At 73.0% G+C, this 23021-nt stretch carries 11 protein-coding genes and 1 pseudogene; 6 read left to right on the top strand and 6 right to left on the bottom strand.

Features of this window, described 5'->3' with window-relative positions; all coding sequences use genetic code 11:
• From ABZS66_RS48590 to ABZS66_RS48600, 3 genes and pseudogenes are all read left to right on the top strand, one after another.
• Positions 1-1790 (top strand): annotated as a pseudogene (locus ABZS66_RS48590) (hypothetical protein); the annotation flags it as partial.
• A complete protein-coding gene (locus ABZS66_RS48595; protein WP_354769858.1) occupies positions 1787-3424 on the top strand; it encodes a hypothetical protein in 1638 nt (545 codons plus the stop codon). The pseudogene ABZS66_RS48590 and the gene ABZS66_RS48595, both read left to right, overlap by 4 nt.
• A complete protein-coding gene (locus ABZS66_RS48600) occupies positions 3414-3941 on the top strand; it encodes a hypothetical protein (RefSeq protein ID WP_354769859.1) in 528 nt (175 codons plus the stop codon). The genes ABZS66_RS48595 and ABZS66_RS48600 overlap by 11 nt, the downstream gene beginning before the upstream one ends.
• Before the next feature lie 93 nt (positions 3942-4034).
• Here the strand turns inward: ABZS66_RS48600 and ABZS66_RS48605 are convergent, their stop codons facing one another.
• On the bottom strand, positions 4035-4217 hold the full coding sequence (locus tag ABZS66_RS48605; protein WP_354769860.1) for a hypothetical protein: 183 nt from the start codon (positions 4215-4217) through the stop codon (positions 4035-4037).
• A 113-nt stretch (positions 4218-4330) separates the two neighbouring features.
• On the opposite strand from ABZS66_RS48605, the gene ABZS66_RS48610 reads away from it, so the two are divergent.
• Positions 4331-7168 (top strand): tetratricopeptide repeat protein, encoded by a 2838-nt coding sequence (locus ABZS66_RS48610; RefSeq protein ID WP_354769861.1) that lies wholly within the window; start codon positions 4331-4333, stop codon positions 7166-7168.
• Here ABZS66_RS48610 and ABZS66_RS48615 read toward each other — a convergent pair.
• Positions 7143-9536, bottom strand: a complete 2394-nt coding sequence (locus tag ABZS66_RS48615; protein WP_354769862.1) for a tetratricopeptide repeat protein — start codon at positions 9534-9536, stop codon at positions 7143-7145. The two genes, ABZS66_RS48610 and ABZS66_RS48615, sit on opposite strands and share 26 nt — an antisense overlap.
• An 800-nt stretch (positions 9537-10336) precedes the next feature.
• Between ABZS66_RS48615 and ABZS66_RS48620 the strand changes: the two genes are divergently transcribed.
• Positions 10337-10975 carry a hypothetical protein gene (locus ABZS66_RS48620; protein ID WP_354769863.1) on the top strand — a complete coding sequence of 213 codons (639 nt, stop codon included), beginning with the start codon at positions 10337-10339 and terminating at the stop codon, positions 10973-10975.
• Positions 10976-11588: 613 nt separating this feature from the next.
• Here the strand turns inward: ABZS66_RS48620 and ABZS66_RS48625 are convergent.
• The 4 genes from ABZS66_RS48625 to ABZS66_RS48640 all read right to left on the bottom strand — a co-directional run bounded on the left by ABZS66_RS48625 (position 11589) and on the right by ABZS66_RS48640 (position 22473).
• A complete protein-coding gene (locus ABZS66_RS48625; RefSeq protein ID WP_354769864.1) occupies positions 11589-14636 on the bottom strand; it encodes an ExeM/NucH family extracellular endonuclease in 3048 nt (1015 codons plus the stop codon).
• Between the two features lie 395 nt (positions 14637-15031).
• Entirely contained in the window at positions 15032-16054 is a 1023-nt protein-coding gene (locus ABZS66_RS48630; protein WP_354769865.1) for a hypothetical protein, read from the bottom strand.
• A gap of 185 nt (positions 16055-16239) precedes the next feature.
• Complete coding sequence (locus ABZS66_RS48635) at positions 16240-21390, bottom strand: AAA family ATPase (RefSeq protein ID WP_354769866.1); 5151 nt, start codon at positions 21388-21390, stop codon at positions 16240-16242.
• A gap of 42 nt (positions 21391-21432) precedes the next feature.
• Positions 21433-22473: a zinc-dependent alcohol dehydrogenase family protein gene (locus ABZS66_RS48640; protein ID WP_354769867.1), complete on the bottom strand. Its 1041-nt coding sequence runs from the start codon at positions 22471-22473 to the stop codon at positions 21433-21435.
• Between the two features lie 288 nt (positions 22474-22761).
• Between ABZS66_RS48640 and ABZS66_RS48645 the strand changes: the two genes are divergently transcribed.
• A partial coding sequence (locus ABZS66_RS48645; RefSeq protein WP_354769868.1) for a hypothetical protein occupies positions 22762-23021 on the top strand: 260 nt, incomplete at its 3' end.

Here is a 23021-nt window from a genome sequence, read left to right on the forward strand (position 1 = left end):
AGACGCGCCTGGCGCTGCGGCTGGGTGACCGGCTCCGGGCGGCGGGCCACCCGGCCGTGCTGCTGCCCGCAGGCACCGCCCCGAAGGCGCTCGTTCCGCTCGCCGCGACTACCACCCGGTGCCTGGTGGTGCTCGATGACGCGCACACCCGCCCGGACACGGTGGCGGCCGCAGTGCGGGCCGTCGCTACCGGCGGTTCGGCGGCCCGCATTCTGCTACTGGCCCGCAGCTCCGGTGACTGGCTCGACCGCCTCCGCGACGATCCCGACGACCGAATCGCCGACGTGCTCGACCGGGCTGGCGCGGACCGCCTGGAGCCGCCAGCGACGGTTCCGGGCGACTTCGCCACGGCCCGCGCCGCTCTCGCCCGCCGTCTCGGCCTGGACGCGCCGCCCGGCGGCGCCCCGCCGCCGGCCACGACCCTGATCGAGCTGCAGGCGGCGGCGCTGGCGGACCTCGTCGGGGGCCCGGCCGGCGCCTCGCCGTGGGCGCGGCTGGCCGAGGTCGAGCGCAGCCGCTGGGTACGGGCGGCCACCGGGTTCGGCCTGCCCCGACTCACCGGCCGCGAGGCCGACGAGCTCATGGCGGCGGTGAGCCTCTTCGGCGCGGACACCGACGCGACAGCGGAGGCACTCCTCGCCTCGCTGCGCGCCTTCAACGGCGCGCCCGTCGCCGACCGCGACGCCGGGCTGGCGCTAGCACGGACCATGCTGCCCGGGCCACGGCCGCTTAACCCGCTCGCGCCGGCGCCGCTCGCGGACGAGATTGTCGCCCGGCTTCTGCGCCGCGGCTACCGCCTCGCCGACCTCGCCGGGGTGATCGGCCCAGACCAGGCCCGCGCCGCGCTGGTCGGGCTGGGGCGGGGCCTGGCAGCGAACCCCGATCTGGGCGGACCTGTCAGTGACCTGCTCGCCACGGCGCCGGCCCGTTTCATGCCGGCCGCGATGACCGCCGTGGCCGTGGTGCCGGACCCGCGCCCGCTCGCCGCGGCCATGATCGGGAGTGTGCCGGCGGTACCGCTGGATGCCCTCGAACCGCTCGTCGACGCCCTGCCCCAGCGCAGCGACGTGCTGGCGCCGTTCGCCGCCGAGCTGACCGCGCGGGCGCTGGCGGCCCGCCGTGCCGCCGGCCCGGACGACGCCGGCACCGCCCGGCTGGCGCGGCTGCTCGCGGTGCGGCTCGCGGCGCTCGGCGACCACACCCGGGCGGCCGAGGCGGTCACGGCGGCCCGCTCGGCCGTCGCCTGGCTCAAGGCGGCCGGGAGCGACGAGGCCGAGCTGGCGGAGGCGTACGCGGCCCTCGCCCTCGCCCACGACCTGGGCCGGGAGGGAGACCCCGGCGAAGCCGAGGCAGCGGCGTCGGCCGGGGCGCGAGCGATCGGCCTGCTCCGGCCGCTGACCGGCGAGCGGGCCGAGGGCGCCCTCGTCACCGCGCTGGTCAACCAGGTGCACCGGCGCCACGAGCGCGCGCTCGCCGAGGAGGCCTACGCCGTCGCCGTTCGCCTGCACGTGGCGCGGCCGACGCGGTTCCGGTCGCTTTTGGCCGATGCGGCCGACAATCTCGCTGTGCTGGCCGGGGATCCGCAGGTCGGCCGGGAGGCGCTGCGACTGCGCCGCGAGCTCGCCGCCGCCCGGCCGGACGCGTACCGCTCGCAGCTCGCCGTGACGTTGTTCAACATCGGTGGCGTGCTGCGCGCCGCCGGTGCCGAGGCGGACGGTCGGGCGTTGCGCGAGGAGTCGGCCGCCATCGCGGCCGAACTGCTTCGCGAGCGTGGCGGAGGCACTGGGTGAGCGGGCACCTCGAGCGGCTGTGCCTGGACGGGGCGGGCAGCACCGGGTTCTACACGCCGCACGCGTTCGATCTGCGCCTGCTCGGCACCGAGCTGGCAGCGGACCACGTTGTGTACCTGCACGAGGTACACCACGCCGTGCTCAACGATGCCACCGCCTGGGGCGGCGCCCTGCACGTCTACGCCCGGCTGCCCGGCGGAGGCCGCGAGACGTTCGGCCAGCTCCTCGACGCCTGCCGCACCACGCACGAGTCGTTTGCGACGTTCAGCAGTGTGCAGATCGCCGCTGCGCGGCACGGCCCGCTCGGCCCGATGATTGCCGCGTACCCGCGGTACGTCCCGTTGTACCAGGCGGTCGAGCGGCTCATGGCGTTGGTCGTCGGCCCGCATCGGCGCCAGCAGGCCACCAACGCGCTCGCCCGGCTCTGCATGCAGACGCCGATCATCGACGAGATCCTGGCCGCCGGACTGGCCGGCCTCCGGCTGGCCGCGCTGCGTGCCCTCGACCGGCCAGACGACCGGTGGGCCTGGTTTCTGCGCCGCGGCCCGCAGCTGCTCGCCGCCGCAGCGCAGGCCGCCGACGGGGCGGTCACTGCCGGCTTTGGGCCGGCCGCGCTCGGCGGCGACGGGCCCGGCAGCGACCTGTACACCGCGGCCCACCGCAGCCACGACGACGCTTGGGAGCTCTGGGAGACGGCGGCCTACGAGCACCTGCGGGCAGCCCTGGCCGCGGCTGGCGGCCGCACACTGTCGTTCAACGGCCACCAGGACGGGATCGCCCGGCTGGTCGAGCTGGTGCAGCGCGACCATGGCTTCGTGGGGCTGCGGGCGGAGCCCGGCGAGCGGCGCCGCTCGGATGCCGATTTTGCGGCGGCGGTACTGCAACAGGTCCGCCACGATCTCACCGCCGGCGAACGGCACCGGGCCGTGGCCATGTCGGCTCGGCGCGCCGAGGACCTCGTCGACCTGCTCGGCGACGTGCCGGTCGCCGGCGGCCGACCGGCGATGATCGTGGACGCCCGGCCTACCGCCCGCCTCGCTTCGCTGTACCGCTGGGCCGGCAGGCCCCCGGATAGCGTGGCCGTCGCCGTCCGGCTGTTCGCCGAGGACGACGACGGCGACGTGATCGGGCACGTGCCGCTGCGCGATCCCGCCGCGCTGGCGGCGCTCGCCGAGCGCTGGGGGAAACGCGGCCCGTTCGTGCTCTGCGTCGGAGCCAGCTGCCTCGCCGAGCCGGGCTTCGCGGCCCGCTGGCTGCCGGCTGCCGGTCCGCACCGGTCGATCTTCGTACTCGTCGACGTCGAGCCGGAGCGCTTCGTGCCGGGCTGGGCCGGCGACGGCCGGACCGTGGTCGCCGTACCGCTGGAGGTCGAGGACACCGCTGGGCGCCGCGGCGCACTCCTGCTCACCCCGGACGAGCGCGTGTGGTGGCTGATCGTCGCCGACGACGTCACGGTCGGGTTGGCGATCGAGTACCTTCGCGGCGTTCTCGGACCGGCCCTGCACGTCGACGGCGACGCCGACGCGGGGGTGTTCGCGGCGGTCCGCGAGCCGGCCCTGGCCCTCATCACCCACGTCCTGGCCACCGAGTCATTCACCAGCTTCGACGCCCTGGAAGCCCGCCATGCCGACTGACCCGCTCGAGCAACTCCTCGCCGCCGTCGGCGCCGACCCTACGCACCTCGGCCCCGAGGAGCTGGCGGACCTCGCCAGGCGGCTGACCCTGGCCCCGCCGGACGAGTTCGTCCTTGCCGCGGCCCGCGCCCCCGGCCTGGACTGGCCGGACGCCCAAGGGTCCAACGGCTACCTGCACATCCACGACCGGGAATGGTGGGTCGACGCCGGCCGCGACGAGCATCGGGCCCACCTCGCCCGGCTCGCCGTCGCGGCGGCCATCGTCGGCGCGCTGCGGCTGGACCTCACCCTCGAGTGGGCGGCGCGGCTGCTCCCGGCGATGGTGACGGTGGGGGCCGTGACGGTCGACGCCGCCGGAATCCACCTCGCGCTGCGGCGGCGGCCGGAGCCCGTGGTGCCGGCCGGGCTCGCCGATGAGGTACACCCGCTGGACTTCGCCGATCTGGCCGGGGCGCTCGCCGCAGCGCCGCGCACCGTCGCGCTGCCGGCCGGCGGCACGCTGACCTTCACCGACTGACCCGCTGCGCCGCCCGACCGCCACCGCGCCGGATCGCCGCCGGACCCGGGCGGGCAGCGGTCAAGGTCGTTCCAGTCGCGGCGCTGGACGGTCTCAGGGGCGATGGGCGGCCCGCCGAGCCCACGGCAGGCGGGGCTCGGCGCCCGGATTCGAGTTGATCGTGATCGTCGAGCCGGTGCAGCCGCCGGACGTGCTCGCCGGCGTCGCGATCGACGCGGTGGCGCCGGCGCCGAGCACGACTGCGGCCGCTGCCACGGCCGTGGTCTTGAGTTTCATGGGATACTCCCGGGGTCTCGAGGCCCGGTCATCGCATCGATGCCCGCGCCATGAGTTGTAGTGCCGGGCAAGTCCATCGGCGGGCGCCGACGGACAGTGGGCGTGGTGGATACGTGAGCGGATACGACGTCTTCATCTGCTGGGCCTGGGCCGACGGACGACCCGCCGCCGAGCGGGTCCAGGCCGCACTGGAAGCGAGAGGCCTCACCGTCTTCCGCGATGAGACTCACGGCGGCGTCTACGAGCCGCTCGGCCCGTCCGTCGAGCGGGCGCTAGCCGCCTCCAGGACCCTCGTCGCGATCGCCACGCCGGGCTTTGCTGACAGCCCGCACTGCCGGGACGAGTTGCACACCGCGCTCATGGCCGGGTACCATCTCGACGGCGACAGCCGCCGGGTTCTGGCCGTCCCGCTCGGCGTCGGCTCGGACGACATTCGCCCTCGCGAGCTGGCCACGCAGCGTCTGCCGGCCGAGGGGTTCCCCGTCGACGAGCTCGCTGCGGCGATCGCCGCCCGGGTGGCGGAGACGACCGAGCCGTTCGGAGCCGCGCCGCCACGGCCGGATCCAGCGTGGTACCCGGCCGAGGTCGCCCCGGAGCAGCCGGTGCACGGCCGCGGCGCCGAGGCGTGGGAGATCCATGAGCAGTTGCGCGCCCGGACCAAGAACGCCCGGCGGGCGCACCCGGCCGTCACCCTGCGCGGCCCGGGCGGTATCGGCAAGTCCGCGCTGGCGCTGCAGTACGCCCGCTGGTTTCACCGCGACCACCCGGCCGGCGTCGTGCTCCTGCGGCTCGGCGGCAGCAGCGGCGGCCGGGTCGGCGGCGGCGCGCTGCGAGCCCGCTTCGACGAACAGTTGGCCCTTGTCGCCGACCGGCTGGGAGTCGAGCCGACCGGCCTCCCAGCGGCGCTGGACGCGCTCGGCGGCCCGTACCTGTGGATCGTCGACGACGTCCCGACCGGCACCGACGCCGCCCTAATCGCGGCGATGGCCGCTCCGACCCGGCTCGGACGCACGCTGTACACCTCCCGTGGCCTTGTCACCGATGCCGAGGTCCGGTTGGCGCCGCTCGAGGAACGGGCGGCGGTGGCGCTGCTGACCGGCCACCGGCCTCCGGACGGCCACGACGAGGCCTGGGCCGCGCGCCGCATCGCCCGTCTCCTTGGCGGGCACCCGCTCGGCCTGACCATCGCCGGTGGCCTGACCGCCGGGCCTGGCCTCACCGGCTACGGCGCGCTGCTCGAGCAGCTCAGCGCCACCGAGCCAGACCGGTTGCAGACGGCCGCCACACTGCTGAGCGACGAGCTGCCGCCGGCCGCCGCGCGTCCGTTCGCGGCCGCGCTGCTGCGCAGCTTCGACGGGGCCGGCGACGCCGCCCGGGAGATGCTCTGCGCGGCCAGTATCCTCGCCCCGGTGCCGATGCCGCACGCCCTGCTCGTCGGCACGGTGCGCCGCTGCGGTGACCTCGGCACCTTCGACCTGGACGGCGGCCTGGCCGCGGCGACCGGCCGCGGTCTGCTGGAGCGCGCGGGCCCGGACGGCTATCTGATGCACGCCGTGGTCGCCCGGGCCGTCCGAGCCTGGGTGTACCCGCCGAGCCGCCGCACCCGGCTGCGCGACGGCGCGCTCGCCGAGTTGACCGCGGCGGTCGATGCCACCCGCAACGGCTACCGCCACCGCACGGTCCTGCCACTGCTGCCGCACGTGCGCGCGGTTGCGGGCCTGATGGCCGGCGGCGACCCGTGGGGCGTCGGCGAGGACGAGCGGCACCTCATGCACGAGGCCGGCCGGGTGCAGGTCGAGGCCGGCGAGACCGGTGCGGCGGTGGAGACCTTCCGACTGCTCGACGAGGCCTGCGGGCCCGACGTCGCCGATGCCTACACCCGGCATGCGGTACGGATGGGGCTGGCCGTCGCGTACGAGGCCCAAGGGCACTATGAGCGCGCGGAGCGGTTGAAGGCCGAGGCGTACGCAGGCTTCGCTGAGCGGCTGGCCCCGGACGATCCGCAGCTGCTGACCGCTCGGGGGAATCTGGCGGTGGCGCGGTACCGCCTCGGCGATCTCCGCTCGGCCCACGAGCTCCTCCGCGAGGTGTATACCGGCGCCCGCGATCACCCCGAGCTCGGCCGCCTCCACCCGGACACCCTCGTCGCGCTGGGCAACCTGGCGATCGTGCGGGGTGCGCTGGGCGGCGAACCGGCGCAGCGGGCGCGGCACCGCCGTGTCGCCCACCGGTACTGGACCGCGGCCGTCGATGGCTGGCGCCGCGCGGCCGGGCCGGACGACCCACGCGCACTCGATGCCCGCAACGGGCTGGCGCTGAGCCTGCGGGCACTCGAACGGCGCGAGGAGGCACTGGCCGTCGCCCGGCAGGCGCACGCGGACCGGATGCGGATTCTGGGACCCGAGCACCCCGACACCATCGGCACACTCGAGAACTCCGTCATCATCGGGCTGGAGTTGTACGGCGGGCAGGGCGACGCCTTCACCGAGGTCCTTAATGCCCGCCTAGCGACCCGGCCGGCCCACCCCGCCACCCGCAACACGCTCGCCAATCTGCTGCACGCCGAGCGGCCGCACTACGCGCCGGCCGGCGACGCCCCGGCGTCGGCGTACTCGGTTGCGGATGAGATGCCCACCGGCCTGGCCGCCGGCCGGGTGCGCCTGGATGGTGAGCACGCCGGCGCTGAGGCTGACCTGTTGAGCGCGGCGATGGCCGAGCACGAGCGCAGGGCGGCGGCGTTCGGTCCGGGCGATTCGCGGACCATGCTCGCCTGCGCCTACCTGGCCTACGCGCTGGCTCTCGCCGACCAGTTCGACGGCCAGCTGGGGAGCGCGGCGATACTCGCCGACGACGCGGCCGACGGCCTGGCCGAGGCGGTGCCCGGCACGCCGGCGGCCCGGACCGCGGGGCTGATCCGGGCCTGGGTCAACGATCGGCTGGCGGGGGAGTGACCGCGGCGCCGAGCAGGTCCAGCGCGGCCGCCACCTCCGTGGCCCGCGGCGAGCCGAGCTCCTCCAGCATGGCCAATGCAGCCTGCCAGCGGGTCCGGGCCGCGGCCGGGTCGCCCGTCGCCGCCGCCACGTCGCCGAGCCCGCGCAGCCCGAGTGCCTCCTCGAAGCGGCTCCCGCAGCTGCGTGCGGCCTCGATCGCCGAGCCGAACGCGGCCGCGCCGTCCTCCGGCCGCCGCAGGGCCAGCAGCGCGCGGCCCAGCGTCTGCCAGGCGCGGGCGGCGTCCATGTACAGCCCGAGCCGCGCGCACAGCTCCAGCGACTCGGCGAGGTGCCGCTCGGCGGCGGCGAACCGGCCCGCCGCCACCTCCGTGCTGGCGATGCCGCGTAGGGCGATCGCGACGTAGCGCTCGGCACCGGCGCGGCGGTAGTACGTCAGGGCCTCCTCGCCGAGCCGCTGCGCCTCAGCCAGCTCGCCGCGCCGCCGGTGGACGGTGGCCCGGTGCCCGAGCGTGTTGCTGACGCCGTGGAGATCGCCCGCCGCGGCGAAGCCCTCCCCGGCGAGCTCGTACTGGAGCAGTGCCGCGCCATCGTCGCCGTTCTCGTGCAGGGCGACCCCGAGGTTGCTGCGGGTCATCGCCTCGCCGAGCCGATCGCCCGAGCGCTCGGCGGCCGCCAGCGCCGCCCGGTGGGCCGCCAGGAACTCTGGGGTGCGCTTGGTGAGGAAGAGGTACCCCTTCATCTCGTACGCCAGCCGCCAGCGCAGCGGGTCCAGCTCGGCGGCGTCCAGGCGGCAGACGGCGACGAGGGTCGCGCACTCGCGATCGAGCCAGGCCAGCGCGGCCGCGCGGTCGGGGAACGGCGGCTCCGGCCCTTCGGCGACCGGCAGCGGCGGGTGGTACCGGTACGGCTCGACGAGCAGGTCGGCCTGGCGGGCGCGGCGCAGGTAGTGGCTGAGCAGCTGCTCCCGGGCCGCGGCCGCCGCACCGGGCGGCTCGTGCCGGTCGGCCAGCTCGGCGGCGTAGACGTGCAGGAGGTCGTGCAGGCGGTACCGCTCCACGCCCGTCGCGGCGACGAGGTGCGCGCGGTGCAGCCCCCGCAGCACCCGCCGGGCCGCCTCGACCGGCGTGCCGATCAGCGCGGCGGCGGCCCACGGGTCGAACGAGTCGCCCGGGTGCAGGCCGAGCCGCCGGAACGCGGCGGCCGCCGCCTCATCGAGGCGGCCCACCGACCACGAGAAGACCGTCCGCGGGTCGGAGCGCGGATCGTCGGAGCCGAGGCGGTCGAGACGGCTCTCCCCGGACGCCTCGACGGCGAAGGAGGCCAGGACCGCCGAGAGCGGCTCAGCCGGCTGGCGGCGCGCGTCCGCGGCGATGATCCGCACCGCGAGCGGCAGGCCGCCGCCCAGCTCGGCCAGCGCCGCGGCGGCGCCGGGCTCCCGCACCGCCCGCAGGCCGACCACGTCGCGCAGCAGGCCCAGCGACTCGGCGCCGGTAAACGGTTCGAGCGGCACGATCTCAGCGCCGTGCTCGATCGCCAGGCCGGGCAGCCCATGCCGACTCGTGATCAGCGCCGCCGCGCCAGGCTCGGCGGGTAGCAGCAGCCGCAGCTGCTGTTCCGTGGCGGCGTTGTCGAGCACGATCAACACCCGGCGGCCGGTCAGCGCGGTGCGCAGGAGCGCCGCCAGGTGCTCGGGCCCCAGCCCTGGATCCGGCTGCCGGCCGACCGCCCGCAGCCAGCCGGACAGCACCACCTCGGGCTCGACCGGCTGCCCCGGCCCGAAGCCGCGCAGGTCGGTGTGGAGCACGCCGTCGGGGTAGCGCGCGGCGGCGCGATGCGCCCAGGAGATCGCCAGCGCCGTCTTGCCCACCCCTGGCGGACCGACGACCGCGGCCACCGCAGGCGCGGCCCCGCCCCGTTCGGGGCGCAGCACCCGGTCGAGTGCGGCGAGCTCAGCCCGCCGCGCGGTGAAGATGGAGCCGGCCGGCGGCAGCTGACGCGGCACCGACCAGGAGGGCAGCGGCGGCGGGGCGGCCCGGCCGGTGGCGGGGCGACCGGCGGCGGACATGCGGCCCGGTCGCCACGGGTCCGGCTCGGCCCGGGCGGCGTCGCGCAACGCGTCCCAGTCCCGCACGCCGGTGCGGGCCGGCGGCAACCTCTGGAGGGTGAGCCGCATGGCCGGCCAGGTCAGGTCCGGGATCGACCGGCCCGTCTTGGCGTCGTACCAGCTCGCCTTGCCCACACCGCTGGCCGCCTCGGCCGCTCGGTCGCCGCCGAGCTCGTCGACGCCCCGGCGTAGCGCGTCGGCGAACCGGCGGCGGGCGGGCCCGGCGGCTCGCCACGGCCCGGTGGGGTCGTTGGTCGTGGGCATGTGCACCTCCGGATCGTCCGGCGCCGGACAGGTCGGCCGAGCCTGACGCGGCGGCGCCGCCAGTCGCGGCGTGCCGCTCGCCGTCCGGCGGCCGTGGCCCTCCGGACAAGTGTGGCCGGAGCGGGCCCCTATCCACAGACTCGCCTCAATGGATGCACCTGCCGCCAGTTCCGCCGCCGCCCGCCCGGCCGCTCCGCCGGTCGGACCCAGATACGACGGTTGACGTGCTCGATCACCGCGAGGCCGGACGTGAACGTGTGCTGCCGCGGGTCCGTGGTCAGGGCGATGTCCTGCGACAGCGCAAGGGTGTACGGCGGATCGCTGAGCTGAACCTGCGCCTTCACTCTTACCGGATGGCTCGCCGATGCCGTGATCGTGAAGGTGTACGACGCGCGTCCCTCTGCAGCCGAACCTCGTTCTGCCCGGTGATGACGGCAAACGGTGTGTCCGTGCCTCCCTGGACGTCGGCGCGCAATTTTCCGGCGGCGACAGACATGTGCGCGTCGCCGCGAACCGGCCGCCGGTGCCGTCGTCGGCCGTGCCGTTGAAGACCTGTTCCCGCGGATTCTGTGGCAAACATCCGGCGTGAGCCGAATCCTCCGCGCCCGCCAAATGTTTGAACGTTTCCGGTCTGACGATTCCCGGCGCGACGTTCCGACTTCCGATCAATTGAGTCCGTGTCGTGCGCGGCTGCTCGTGTCACGATGGAGTGGTAGCGCGCAGGTGCGGTGTTGTCGCACCGGGACTCTCGCGGGGGCCTCATGGCTTGTATAGCGGAGCGCACATCTCGATGGCATGCAGTGACCCGTCCGGGCCGGCTACTGCGGCTGGTTGCCGGACTTGCATTGCTTGCCTGGGCGGCTGCGCTCGATCCCGCATTCCGTATGCAGATCACCGCCGGTGGTGCGGCTTTGTTGCTGAGCAGCGCACTGGGGACGGTGACGTCGGCGGAATTGGGCAGCAGCGGTGTGCTGCAGGCTTTCGCAGCACCGAAGCACCGATTGGCAGAGCTGGAGAGCTTCTGCGAGAAACGCAAGACGGCGCTGGTCGAGGATGCGCTGGCGCTGGTGGACGACGATCCCGACGCGGCCAGGGAATTGGTCGAGCTCGCCGCCGGCCGCGCGGCCGGCGAGTGGTCGGCGGAGGTGGACGCCCGGAAGCTCTACGGCTTCCTCGTCTGTTCGTTGGTCGATCAGGCACAGCAGCAACGGCGTCAACGGATCTTCAGCCGGTCACCCGATGCTCCACCCCGACCGGCCGCGTGGCACTCGCTCAGCATCTATGAACGGGCTGTCATCCGTCTGATCGACACACACCGGGTCGACCCCGAGGTCGTGGCGGAGATGCTCGACCGCAGCCCGGCTGTTGTCCGTGCCGACCATGACCGATGTGTGCAAATGCTCGACAAGTCACCGGTGGGCCATCATGGGCCAGGATGAGTGGCGGGAGGCCCAGCAGCGGTACGCATCGCAGGTGGCGGACAGCGTCAACGTGGCACGAGCGACGCGGCGGGGGCACTGGACGTTCCTCGGCAGACTGTTCCGCAACCTCGTGGCGGCGACGATCATCGGCTTCGGGGTGGTGGCCGGGTCCGTGGCGGTACACGCCGAACTGCACGCCTCCGTCGCCGACGTGCCGGGACCGCCGTGCCCGGGAGGATCGGGCTCGGTGAGCCCCGGGTCATCGTCTCCCACCACGACCTCGAGCCCGTCGGTGCCAGGAGACAGCGGATCGCCGCACCGGAGGATCCCGCACATACCCGGTCTGCCCGACTGGCCAGACCAGTCGGATGTGCCGAAACCACCGAACCAGCCACCGGATACGCAGCAACAGGAGCCGAACCAGCCACCACCGCAGCAACCGCAGGAGCCACCACCGCAGCAACCGCAGGAGCCACCACCGCAGCAGCCACCACCGCAGCAGCCACCACCGCAGCAGCCGGCACCACCAGTTGGCATCGGCCCGCATGTGCCATAGATCCAACGTGCCCGGAATAGAACCCGGGGCCGCCCTCGCGTGGAGGGCGACCCCGGGGCTGCTGTGCGGGTCGGATCAGGCGACGCTCTTCCACGGGCCGTAGGGGTTGCCCGGGGCCTGGTTGCGCGTCCACCACTGCGCGACGTACTTCTTGCCCTGGTACACCACGATGTCTCCGGTGGTGAAGATGCGCGACGGGGTCCAGACGGCGGTACCGTCGGGGGCCGTCACGATCTGCTGCCACGGGCCGTTCGGGTCACCCGGGGCCTGGTTCTGGGTCCACCAGGTCGCCTGCCACGTGGAACCCTGGTAGGAGACCTTGTCGCCGGTGTTGTACACCTTCGAGGCGCTCCAGGCCGGCGCGACCGGCGTCACCGGCGCGTTCAGCCCGACGACGACCGGGTTGTGGTCGGCCGCCGCGAACGGGTCGCTGTCGCTGAACAGCAGGGTGACGTTGTAGTTGTAGCGGCTGTACGAGTAGGCGACCGCCTCCTGGGCGTTGATCTGCCACACGTCCGCCCCGGTGACCATTGCGCGGGCGGCCGCGTTGGCCAGCACGTGGTCGAGCGAGCCCAGCAGGCCGTTGTAGGCGTACGTCGACCCGGACGGGTCGAGGGCGCCGCCGAGGTCGGTGTAGCCGTTGGCGTACAGGACCTGCATCGGGTCCTCCTGCGTGTAGGCGTTGAAGTCGCCGACCAGGAAGATCCGGTCCGTGCCGAGGCCCGCCGCCACCTGCGTGGCGAACGCGCTCGTGTCCTGCGCCTGACGCACCCGGGTCGCGTTGAACCAGCCCTGGTTCACCGCCGGCGAGGACGTGTTCTCGGTGTCGCCGTCGTACAGCGGGGTGCCGCTGCCCTTCGACTTCCAGTGGTTGGCGACGACCAGGAACGCGTCGGCGTCGGTCGCGCCGGCCTTCTTGAAGCCCTGGGCCAGCGGCTGGCGGGCGATCGAGAACGGCTGGCCGGCGCCCGAGTGTCCGGTGAGCACCACCGACCCGCCGACGAGCGCGACATCCGCCGGCTTGTAGATGAGCGCCGTACGGATCACGTCCTGCTCGGAGAGCGGCGGCAGTTGGTCGTCGGCCGGCGACGGCACGTACGCCCACACCGTCGAACCGGCGGCGGCGTTGAGCGCGTCGACGAGCTGGGCGAGCGCGGCGTCGCGGGCCTTGCCGAACTTCGCCGAGTTCTCGACCTCCTCCAGGGACACGATGCTGGCACCGAGGCGGTTGATGCCGGTGACGATCTTCGCCTGCTGCCGCTGGAAGTTGGCGTCGTTGGCGGCGCCGCGCACGCCGGGGCTGTTACCGGGGCCGGTGCAGCGGTCCACGGCGATGCGGTTGCCGGCCCGGTCGGTGAAGTAGGTGCACGTGCCGAACCCGTTGGCGACGTACGCCTCCCCGGTCGTGGGGAAGTAGTTCTGGACGTTGAACGTGGCCAGGCGGACGTTCCCGCCGACGGCGGCCGGCTGCTGGTTGCCGGCGCGCATGTCGGAGAAGGTCGCGACCGCGGCCCCGTCGTCGGTCACCTGCCGGACCGGCTGGAAGTTCCACAGCGAGAACCGGTACTCGAGGATCACCGGCTGGTTGAACGTGACCTTCGAGCCGACGCTGACGGAGTGGCCCGGCGTGAGCCACGGCAGCGGCTGGCCGGTGTTCGCGCTACCGCTGTAGTTCCAGCTCGCACCGTCGTCCAGGGTCACCATCCGGGCGGCGTTCTCGGCGACCACGGCCTGCGCCTGGGCGCTGCCGGGGGCCCCGGCGTCGGTGGGCTGGCGCAGCGGCGTGTCACCGGCGGCGAGGGTGAAGGAGCCGTACCAGTTCGTGTCGTAGTTGTCCGACACGGTGAAGTCGCCCTGGGGCAGGATCAGCTCGCCCTCGTGTGCCTCCTTCTGGGCGTTCGTCGTGAGGCCGGACCACGGGATCATGCCCGGCACGACGGCGGGCAGCGGGTCGGCGAGCTTCGTGACCGCCGGGAAGGTGATCTCGGTCAGGCCCTGGAACTCCTGCACGGTGCCGGCGACCCGGACGCTGTCGCCGATGGTGACCTGGCCGGCCGAGGCCGAGCCGAACACGAAGATCGCGTCGGAGGCGCCCGGCGTGGCGTCGCCCGCCTCGCTGCCGCCGGCGCCGCCGGTCTGAAGGAAGAAGCCGTTGAACCCGCCGGTGGTGTAGGTGGCGGTCACGATGCCCTCGGTCGTCACCTCCTTGTTGGCCCACGGCGACGTGTCGGTGTTGGTGCCCTGGATGGCGGCGATCGACAGGACCGTCGTGGCGGCCGTGACGTTGAAGCTGAACGACGCCGAGGCGTTCGCGCCCTTCGAGTCGGTCACGGTGACCGTCACCGACGACGTGCCGGCCGCGGTCGGGGTGCCCGTGACGACCCCGTCCTGGGAGATGGCCAGGCCCGCGGGCAGGCCGGTGGCCGTCCAGGTGTACGGCGGGGTGCCGCCGGTGGCGGCGAGGGTCAACGGCGCGATCGCGGTGCCGATCGTCGCGTTCCGGGTGCCGGGGTCCGTCACCGTGAGGACAGCCGTGCCGCCGTCGGACGCCGCGTTCTGCGGCGCCGGGGTGGCGGTGTGGAAGTCGGCGGCGTTGTTGTCCGTGTCCGTACCGGCCGCGTCACGCTGATAGCTCAGGACGATTGAGTTGCCGGTCGCGGCCGAGCCCTCCGGGGAGTTGCTGGTGCCCCAGCCGATCTTGTCGATGACGGAGCCGTCGGTGGGGAGCACACCGGTGGCGCTGGCCGCGATGTAGAGCGTGCCACCGCCCGCGCCCGGGTTGATGCTGGTGCCGGTGCTCAGGTCGGGCGTGGGCAGCGGTTCGCCGGGGTTGGTGGTGGAGCCGTTGCTCGGCAGCTGGATGAGGAAGTGGCCGTGCGCGGCCACCGTCCCCGACAGCGTGAACACCTGCGAACCGCTCGGCACGACGGTGCTCGTGGGCGCACGATACTGCAGGGTGTTACCGCCGAGCGGGATGGCGTTCGACGTCGGGTTGTAGAGCTCGACGAACTTGTTGAGGAAGCTGGCGCCGGACGAGCCGCCGTTGACGTACGCCTCGCTGATGACCAGGGCGGATCCGGCCGGATTCGCCGACGCCGGGCCGGCGAGCAACGGGCCGGCCAACCCGGCTGTGGATAAGGACAAGACGAGGGTGACTCGCCAGATATGTGCGCGGGACAAAGACCCGACCTCCAGGTGAGATGGTTCGGCTCCGATAACGTGCGAGCCGGTCTACGGACGCTAGGCGCCCGACTTCGACCTATCAGCGGACGAAGGCTGAACGGCGTGTGACACCCTATGGCAACTTCGCGGAATTGACGCCGGTTGTAGGGCCTGTGATAGGGACCCAACAACGATTTGCCCCGGAATCTGCGGCGACGGCGTCGAGGAACTCGGCCGTGGCCCGCTTTCTCACCCCACCGGCCTGACTGACTTCCGCGCCATTGACGGTCCATCTCACTCTTCAACGTGGTTACCCGAGGACCCGGACGAAGCCGGGCCCTCGGGCCGTGTGTCGTTCAGCAGCCGATCCAGCGCACCGCGCGTACCCCACCGGCGAGCCTGGGGTTGTGGAAGCCGATGACGGTTGCGTTGTCGGCGATGGCGCGGCCGCCGATGATGTGGTCCGGGCTGGGTGACGGAAGGGTCACGACGGTGTTGCCGCGCTGGAGGAGGTTCCCGGCCAGCACCACGCCTTGCGCGTTGACGTCGGTCGGGCTGCTGTCGAGGCGCGGGTCGAGCACGGTGGGGCGGCGGGTACGCAGGTCCCACCGCAGCCCGACGAGCGTGCCGGCCTGGTAGCCCTGGCCGACCGCCCAGTGCCCGGCCGCCGCCCACACGGACGTCCCGCCGGCGCCGTCGGGGCCGGTCAGGGGACGCAGCACGCCGTGCGGAGTGCGCAGCCACGAGGTCGGCTCGAGCAGGCCGGAGGAGCCGACGATGGTGCCGTCGTCGGTGAGACCGGTCAGCACCGAGTTCGCGGACGGGGTGTTGATGACCCGGACGGTGCCGGGTTCGTCGGCGGGCCACATCATGCCGTACCGGTGGCCGGCAGGGGTCAGGCCGACCCCGGCGATGTCGCCGCGGGTGTTGATCGCCACGACGGTGGTCTGGTCGGCGGGGTCGATCACGGGCAGTAGGGCGCCGACGCCGTGGCGGTACCGCCACGGCGTCGACAGCAGGCCGGTGGAGCCGTTGCCGATGACCACGCCTTTGCGGTTGACGTCGACCGGGGTCCCGCCGGGGACCGGCGCGTCGAACGTGGTCAGCTGGCCACGGTCCCACAGCAGCAGCGGGTACGTGTCGGTGTCACGCCGCACGATCGCCGAGCCGACGATGAACCGGCCCGTCGGGTCGATCGCAGCGGCGTCGCTGCGGTAGGTGTCGGCCGGTACCGGCAGTGTCTGCATGGCGCAAGTGGTGGTCGCCGTGACGGCGGCCGGTGCCGCCGATGCCGTGGCGACGGATCCGGACGCCAGCGCGACACCGGCGGCCGCGGCGCCGACCGCGCGGAGCATGCCCCGTCGTGAGATTGTGTTCATGGATGCCTCCCGTGATATGCCCGCTGTCGGGCTCTGGTGAACTGTGGGAAACACCCGCGAGAGGCCAACGCGGTTTCAGTCAGGAAAGCGTCAGCAGCGACCGCGAGATCGACTGCAACCGACCTGAGCTCACCTTGACCCAGCAGAGCCGGAGGGTGGGACTCCCTCCGGCCACTCGACGTTGATCAGGAGGACGTGACGTCGCTGTTCATGGTGGTGAGCGGGAACTCTGCGCGCAGGCTGGTTCCCGCCCCGCGGGGGCTGTGGAGCAAGATCCGGCCACCGAGTGCCTCGACGCGGTCCTTGAGGCCGAGCAGACCGGTGCCGAGGGTGAGGTCGGCGCCGCCGACGCCGTCGTCGCGGACCGCGACGTGCAGGACGGCACCGGCGGGGTCCGTTTCGACGGTGACCGTGACGGTCGAGGCGTTCGCGTGCTTGGCCGCGTTGGTGAGCGCCTCGGCGACGACGTAGTAGGTGCTCACCTCGACGTGCTCGGGCATCCGCGCCTCCGTGCGCAGGTCGAGGTGGACCGGGATCGGTGAGCGGCGAGCGAGCGCGCGCAGCGCAGGGTGGAGGCCACCATCGCTGAGGATCGCCGGGTGGATGCCGCGGGCGATCTCGCGTAGCTCGTCCACCGCATCGGTTGCCGTGGTGACGGCCTGGTCGAGCTGTGCGCCGAGCGCGGCGAGTCCGGGTGGCAGCGCCGCCTGCGCCGCGCGCAGCTGCAGCGCCAGGGAGACCAGCTGCTGCTGGGCGCCGTCGTGCAGGTCGCGCTCGACGCGTCGGCGGGTCTGGTCGGCGGTGGCGACGATCCGCGCGCGGGATGTCGTGAGTTCGGCGTACAGGTGGATGTTGTCGAGGGAGACGGCGAGTTGGCCGGCGATGAGTTTGACGGCGTCAAGTCGTTCGGTGGTGAAGGCGCCTCGGATGAGGCGGTTCTCCAGCAGCAGTACCGCCCGTAGCGCGCCGCGGCTGAAGACGGGCACGGCCAGTAGCGAGCAGCATGTGAGGCCGGTGAAGTAGGGGTCGCGGGCGAAGCGGTCGTCGCGGGTGGCGTCGGCCACGACCAGTGGCTCACCGATGCGCTGGGCGTATCGCAGCACTGACATCGGGACCGCGTACTCAGCGCCGCCGTCGAGAGTGGGTAGTAGCCAGTCGTGCCGTTCGTCGCTCCACAGCGGCAGGTGGACGTCGGTGGCGCCGGTCATGGCGCTCAACACCTGGACCACGCGGGCGTGCAGCCGTTCGATGCTGGTCTCGGAGCTCAGCGCCTGTGAGGCGGACAGGATGCCGAGCAGGTCGAGCGCTCCGGTGGTGACGGTGGCCCGTTGGTGCGGGGCATCCCCGGTCCGGTTACCGCTCTGGTCGGCGCGCTGCGCCGCGGGGATCCCGGGTTGTGGGCGCAGGGCCGGATAGGCCCAGTCGAGTTGGTCGACCTTCGCGGTGGCGCCCCATGCGAGGTACTCCTGACGCGCTTCGATGAGCAGGTCGTAGCCGGTGCATTCGAGGCCGTGGGCGAGGTGGAAGCGGGCCGCGTGCTCGGTGATCAGGGCTCGGTGCCACGGCCGCTGGTGCTGGGCGGCATCGCGACGGGCGGCGTCGAAGGCGAGGGCGGCGGCGTGGAAGTCGCCGACGGCCCAGGCCCGCTCCGCCTCGAGCAATCGGAGCAGGTGCTGGAAGTTTTCCGGCGCGTCCACGGCGCGTGCGGCGAGCCACTGCGTCACTTCGTCCAGTTCGGACAGCAGCGCGCCGCGCTCGTCGCCGCGGCTGGCCCGGGCCTGCCCGGCGAGGGCCAGCCCGCGCAGGAGGCGCGCCAGGGCGGTCGGGTAGTGGCCCAGGATGACCGGTAGCAGCGGCATCGCCGCCGCCGTGTGCCGTGTCAGGCCGGCCAGATCACCGAAGATGGCGGCGGCGACCGCACGGGCGACGTGCGCGTGGACGAGCGCCGTCGGGCTGTGGGCGTACCGGTCGATGAGGTCCGCCTTGCCGGCCGCGGCGGAGCCTTCGCCGCGCAGCACGCCGGCCAGCCACCGGTACGTCTCGAGCCACTGGATGATCTGTTCGCTGCCGGTATGGTGCACGAGGTCCAGTCCCGCCTCCACCTCGGCGATGTAGACGTCCAGCGATGGTGCGCATTCCAGCAGGCCCGTCATGATCGGTGAGTAGGTGTATCCCGCGTTGGCCAGGTCGCCACCGGCGAGCAGCCCGTCGCGGGCCCGCCGAGCTGCTTGGACACTGCTTTCGATCGGCTCGAACCACAAGATCACGACGGCGGACAGGAGGCGCGCCTCTGAGGTGTCGGGCTCGTAGCCGCGAGCCTCGCTGAAGGCCAGGACCCGCTGTGTCGCCTGATACGCGGCGTGGCTACTACCCAGCGTCAGTGCGGCGAAGGCGGCGGTGGCGGCCGGCCCGACCAGGGCGCGGGCGGGGCCGTGCTCGAGCCAGATCCGCAACCCCTCCAGGCTCAGCCACGCATACAGGCGAAGGTCGGCGTAAAAGGCCGCGGGGAAGAGTGCGTCGAGCAGACGGGTCGCGGCGAGCAGCGTCGGCTCGGTGATGTCCGGCCGCGTCCGCCTGTCGGCGTCTTCGGTGTGGTCGAGCCACCGGTACAGATGGTCGAGCTGGTGGTCGAGTTCCATCGGGAGCCGGTCGGCGGCCGGCACGGCGATGCCCAGCTCATGCAGCGACTCCAGGCCGAGCTGAATCGCCTCCGCCAGACGGTGCTGATGGGTCAGGCCGCGCACGTGGATGCATGTCGCGTCGGCGCGCTGCATGGCGGTGGTGCACAGCCGGTCGATCGTGTGGTACTCCTCGTCCGCTGCCTCCAGGCGTCCCATGCTGTACAGCGCGGCATGGCGGGCGGTGTGTACGTCGACCAGCGTGGCGGTCTCGCCTGGGTCGATGAGCCGCAGTGCGGCGGCCAGCAGCCCTTTCACCAGCGCGTAGTCGCCGATCAATGAGGCCTGGTCGGCGGCGCGCCGCAGCAGCCGGACCACCCGGTGCCGCTCCACGGTGTCGTCGACCGCGTCGACCACCGGCAGATATTGTTCAGCCGCGACCGCGTACAGCTCCGGCACGGCCGCCAGCCGTCGCGCCATGGCCAGGTGCAGGGCGCGCCGCTGCTGGGGATGTAGCCCGCGCAGGATCACCTCACGGATCCGGTCGTGGCGAAACCGCACCGCCTGATGGATCCCGGGCTCAACCACCAGGAGGCCCTCGTCGAGGGCGCGTGCCAGCCGCTGTTCCACCGCGCTCGCCGGCTCGGCGGTGGCGGTCTGCAGCAGGCTCAGCTCGGCTCGCCCGCCAAGGCACGCCATCGCCTGCACCATCTGGCGCGACGTCGACGGCATAGCCTGAACACCGGCTGCCAGAAGCTCGGCGACCCCGGACTGCCCCAGATGAGCGTGCACGGCCGCCGCATCCCACCGCCACCCGGCGGCCGTCGCGACCAGCACGCCGTCACGTCGCAGCGCGTTGAGCAGCTCCACGATCTCGTACGGGTTGCCGGACGGGTTGATCACGTCAACCAGGCCCGCCGCCGTGGTCCGGTCCACACGCAGCATCTCGGCCACCATGGCGACGGAGCCGGACACCGGCAGGTCGACCAGCCGCAGGTGCCGCACTCCGGCGAGTTCACGCCATCGGGACAGCGGCGCCGCCAACGGATGCACCGCGTCCACGTCGTCCTCGCGGTACGCGGCCACCAGCAACAGGCCGTCGATCTGCTCGTCGCTCAGCACGAGGTCGACGAAGCCGAGTGGTGTGCGCCCCGCCCACTGCAGGTCGTCGACGAAGAGGACCACCGGCCGGTTGCGCGAAGCGACCGCACGCAACAGGTCCACACCCACCCGCTGCGCCCGCACCTGCGCGGTCAGCGGATCTCCCGCATCGGGCGGCACCGCGAGCAGCGTCGCGAACTCCGGCACCACCGCACTCATCAGGCCCGCGTTCGGGCCGACCGCCTCCAGGATCCGTTCGCGGACCTTGGCCAGCTCGTCATCGGGTTCGGCCAGCAACAGCCGACCCAACGCGCGAAACGCCTGATAACCGGCGTTGAACTCCAGATCCCGCCGGTACTGGTCGAACTTGCCCGCCACGAACCAGCCATCGCTGCCCGTCACCACCGGCCGCAGTTCGTCGACCAACGCCGTCTTGCCCACCCCCGGCGCCCCGCCGACCAACACCCCACGGCACCGGCCCGCCAGCGCGTCCTCAAACGCCACCGCCAGCGCCGCCACCTCGTCATCGCGTCCCACCGGCCGCGACGGGGGCAGCAGCCGCAGCGGGAAATCGCGCTCGCCGACCCGCAACGCAGCAGCTCCCGGGCGCGCGCCGGGGTCCTGCAACCGCTCGAAGTCGTAGATGACGCCCTCGGCGGTCTGGTACCGGTTGTCCGGTTCCTTCTCCAGCAGATGCATGACGATCTCGGACAGCGGCTCCGGCACCGCGTGGTTCACCCGCGCGGGCGGCACCACCACCCGCGCCAAATGATCATGCGTGAGCCGCAGCGGATCCCCGGAACCGAACGGCGGTGTACCCGTCGCCAGCTCGTACAACGTCGCGCCCAACGCGTACAGGTCGGCTCGCTGGTCCACCGACCGGCCGGTCCGCCCGGTCTGCTCCGGCGCCAGGTACGCCAGCGTCCCCACGATCTCGGTGTGATGCGTGAACTCGGGACGGATCTCGGCGAACGACGTCGCCAACGCGAAATCCACCAGGCAGGGTGCACCGTCGCGGGAGAGCACGACGTTCGCCGGCGTGATGTCCCGGTGGATCACACCGCGCCGGTGCACCCCTGCCACCGCCCGGGCCAGCCCCATCGCAAGCCCGATCAGGTCCCTGAGGGCCAGTGGCTTCGCCAACCCGGCCAGGCTCACCTCACCGGCATCCGCCAACGTGATCCACTCCGGGCAGCGGGGTGCCTCCACCAGCTGCGCGACCCCCTCGGCCCCACGCAGCCGCTCCAGGATCGCCAGCTCGTGCTGCACCCGCTGCCGGGCGTCCGGTCCAAGAGGCTCCTTGCGGATGACCGTGTGTCCGGCGACAGGCAGCCGAGTGACGCGTGTGTGCTCGCTCTCGTGTACCAAGCGGCCACGAACGGGCGAACCTCGCCGAGGCGTCATTCGGCTACCCCCATTTCGACAGCCCCACGCACACTGCCGGAGCCGCCTTATGCCCTGTTTACCTCTATTTGGGGATAAACGGCGAGGACCGCGCTGCCGCCTCGGCAGGCCACGCCTCGGCCACGCACGGATGTCGAGTCCTCCCCGGCCAGACGTTCGAGAACACGGGCCACGCGTCTGTGGGACCCGAGCCGGCGGCGGCCAGCACGCCAAATGGCCCGCCGCCGCCGCCGGCGGCGACGGCGGCGGGTCGGGTCAGCGGTTGAGCACGACCTTGAGCGCGCCGGTCTCGCCGGCCCGGGCGAAGGTGTCGTAGGCCTGCATGAACTCGCCGAGGGCGAAGTGGTGCGTGATGAGCCGGGCCGAGTCGATCTGGTGCGCCGCGACCAGCCCGAGCAGGGTGGGGGTCGAGTACGTGTCGACCAGCCCGGTCGTGATCGTGACGTTCCTGATCCAGAGATCTTCCAGGTGCAGCGTCGCCGGCTTGCCGTGCACGCCGATGTTGGCCACGCGCCCGCCGGGACGGATCAGGCGGGTGCACAGCTCGAACGTGTCGGGGATGCCGACGGCCTCGACGGCGACGTCCGCGCCGAGCCCGTCGGTGAGGCGCATCAGCTCGGCGACCGGGTCCTCGGTGCCGCTGTTGACCACCACGTCGGCGCCGAACTGCTTGGCCGCCTCGAGCCGTGCGGGGGCGAGGTCGATCGCGACCACGTGGCTCGGCGTGAACAGCTTGGCGCCGAGGATCGCGGCCAGCCCGATCGGGCCGGCTCCGACGACGGCGACGGTGTCGGCCGGGCGGACGGCACCGTTGAGCACGCCGACCTCGTACCCGGTGGGGAGGATGTCGGCGAGCATGAGGACCTGATCGTCGCTGACCCCGGCGGGCACGGGGTAGGTCGAGTTGTCGGCGAAGGGCACCCGCACGTACTCCGCCTGGGTTCCGTCGACGCGGTGACCGAGGATCCAGCCGCCCCCGCCCACGCACTGCCCGTAGTGACCGTCACGGCAGAACCGGCAGCGACCACAGGCGGTGATGCAGGAGACGAGAACCCGGTCACCCACGCGGACGTTCTTCACGCCGGCGCCGACCTCGACCACGGTGCCGACGGCCTCGTGGCCCAGAATCCGCCCGTCGGCGACCGCCGGCACGTCCCCCTTCAGGATGTGCAGATCGGTACCGCAGATGGTGACCGCGTCCACCTGGACGATGGCATCGGTTTCCTGCTGAACTGTGGGGTCCGCGACCTCGTCCCAGCTCTTGTGGCCCGGACCGTGATAAACCAGCGCTCGCATCTCCAGTCGCCTCCTAGCGGTTCTCTTCCTCGTACCATCACTCCGCGCCCCGGCCGGTCCCAGGGCCGTAGGTCCCGGCTTGGCCGGGCCGTGCCGAGCCCAGCCGCACCGGTGTCACCAGGTCGGTGATGATGCGATGCACGACGTCCGCGCCGCTCAGCGGGAGCGTTCTCGGGCTCCACCTCGCCGCAGAGGAATCCAACGACCACGGCAAGGGCCCGGCACCACCCATCGGTTCACCCATCGGTGCGACTCGCACCGGCCCGCCACCCGTTTATGGTGCCCGGCATGGCGACGATTGGAGAGATCACCCGCGAGCTCGTCGCTACCGGACGAGGCATCCTCGTGGCCGACGACTACCCGCCGGCATTCCGGGACCTCGTCGTCGCCACCCCCGGGCTGGAGGCCGCTGTCGCGGGCGTGGTGGTACCGGTGGAGGCCGTGAGGCGTGCGGCAGACAGGCTGCGCGCGTGCGGTGTGCTCACCGGAGTCACCGCCGACACCCGACTGGCGCCGCTGGCCGGATGCCCGGGGGAGTCGGTCGCCGA

It is taken from the genome of Dactylosporangium sp. NPDC005572 (assembly GCF_040605515.1).
GTDB lineage: Bacteria > Actinomycetota > Actinomycetes > Mycobacteriales > Micromonosporaceae > Dactylosporangium.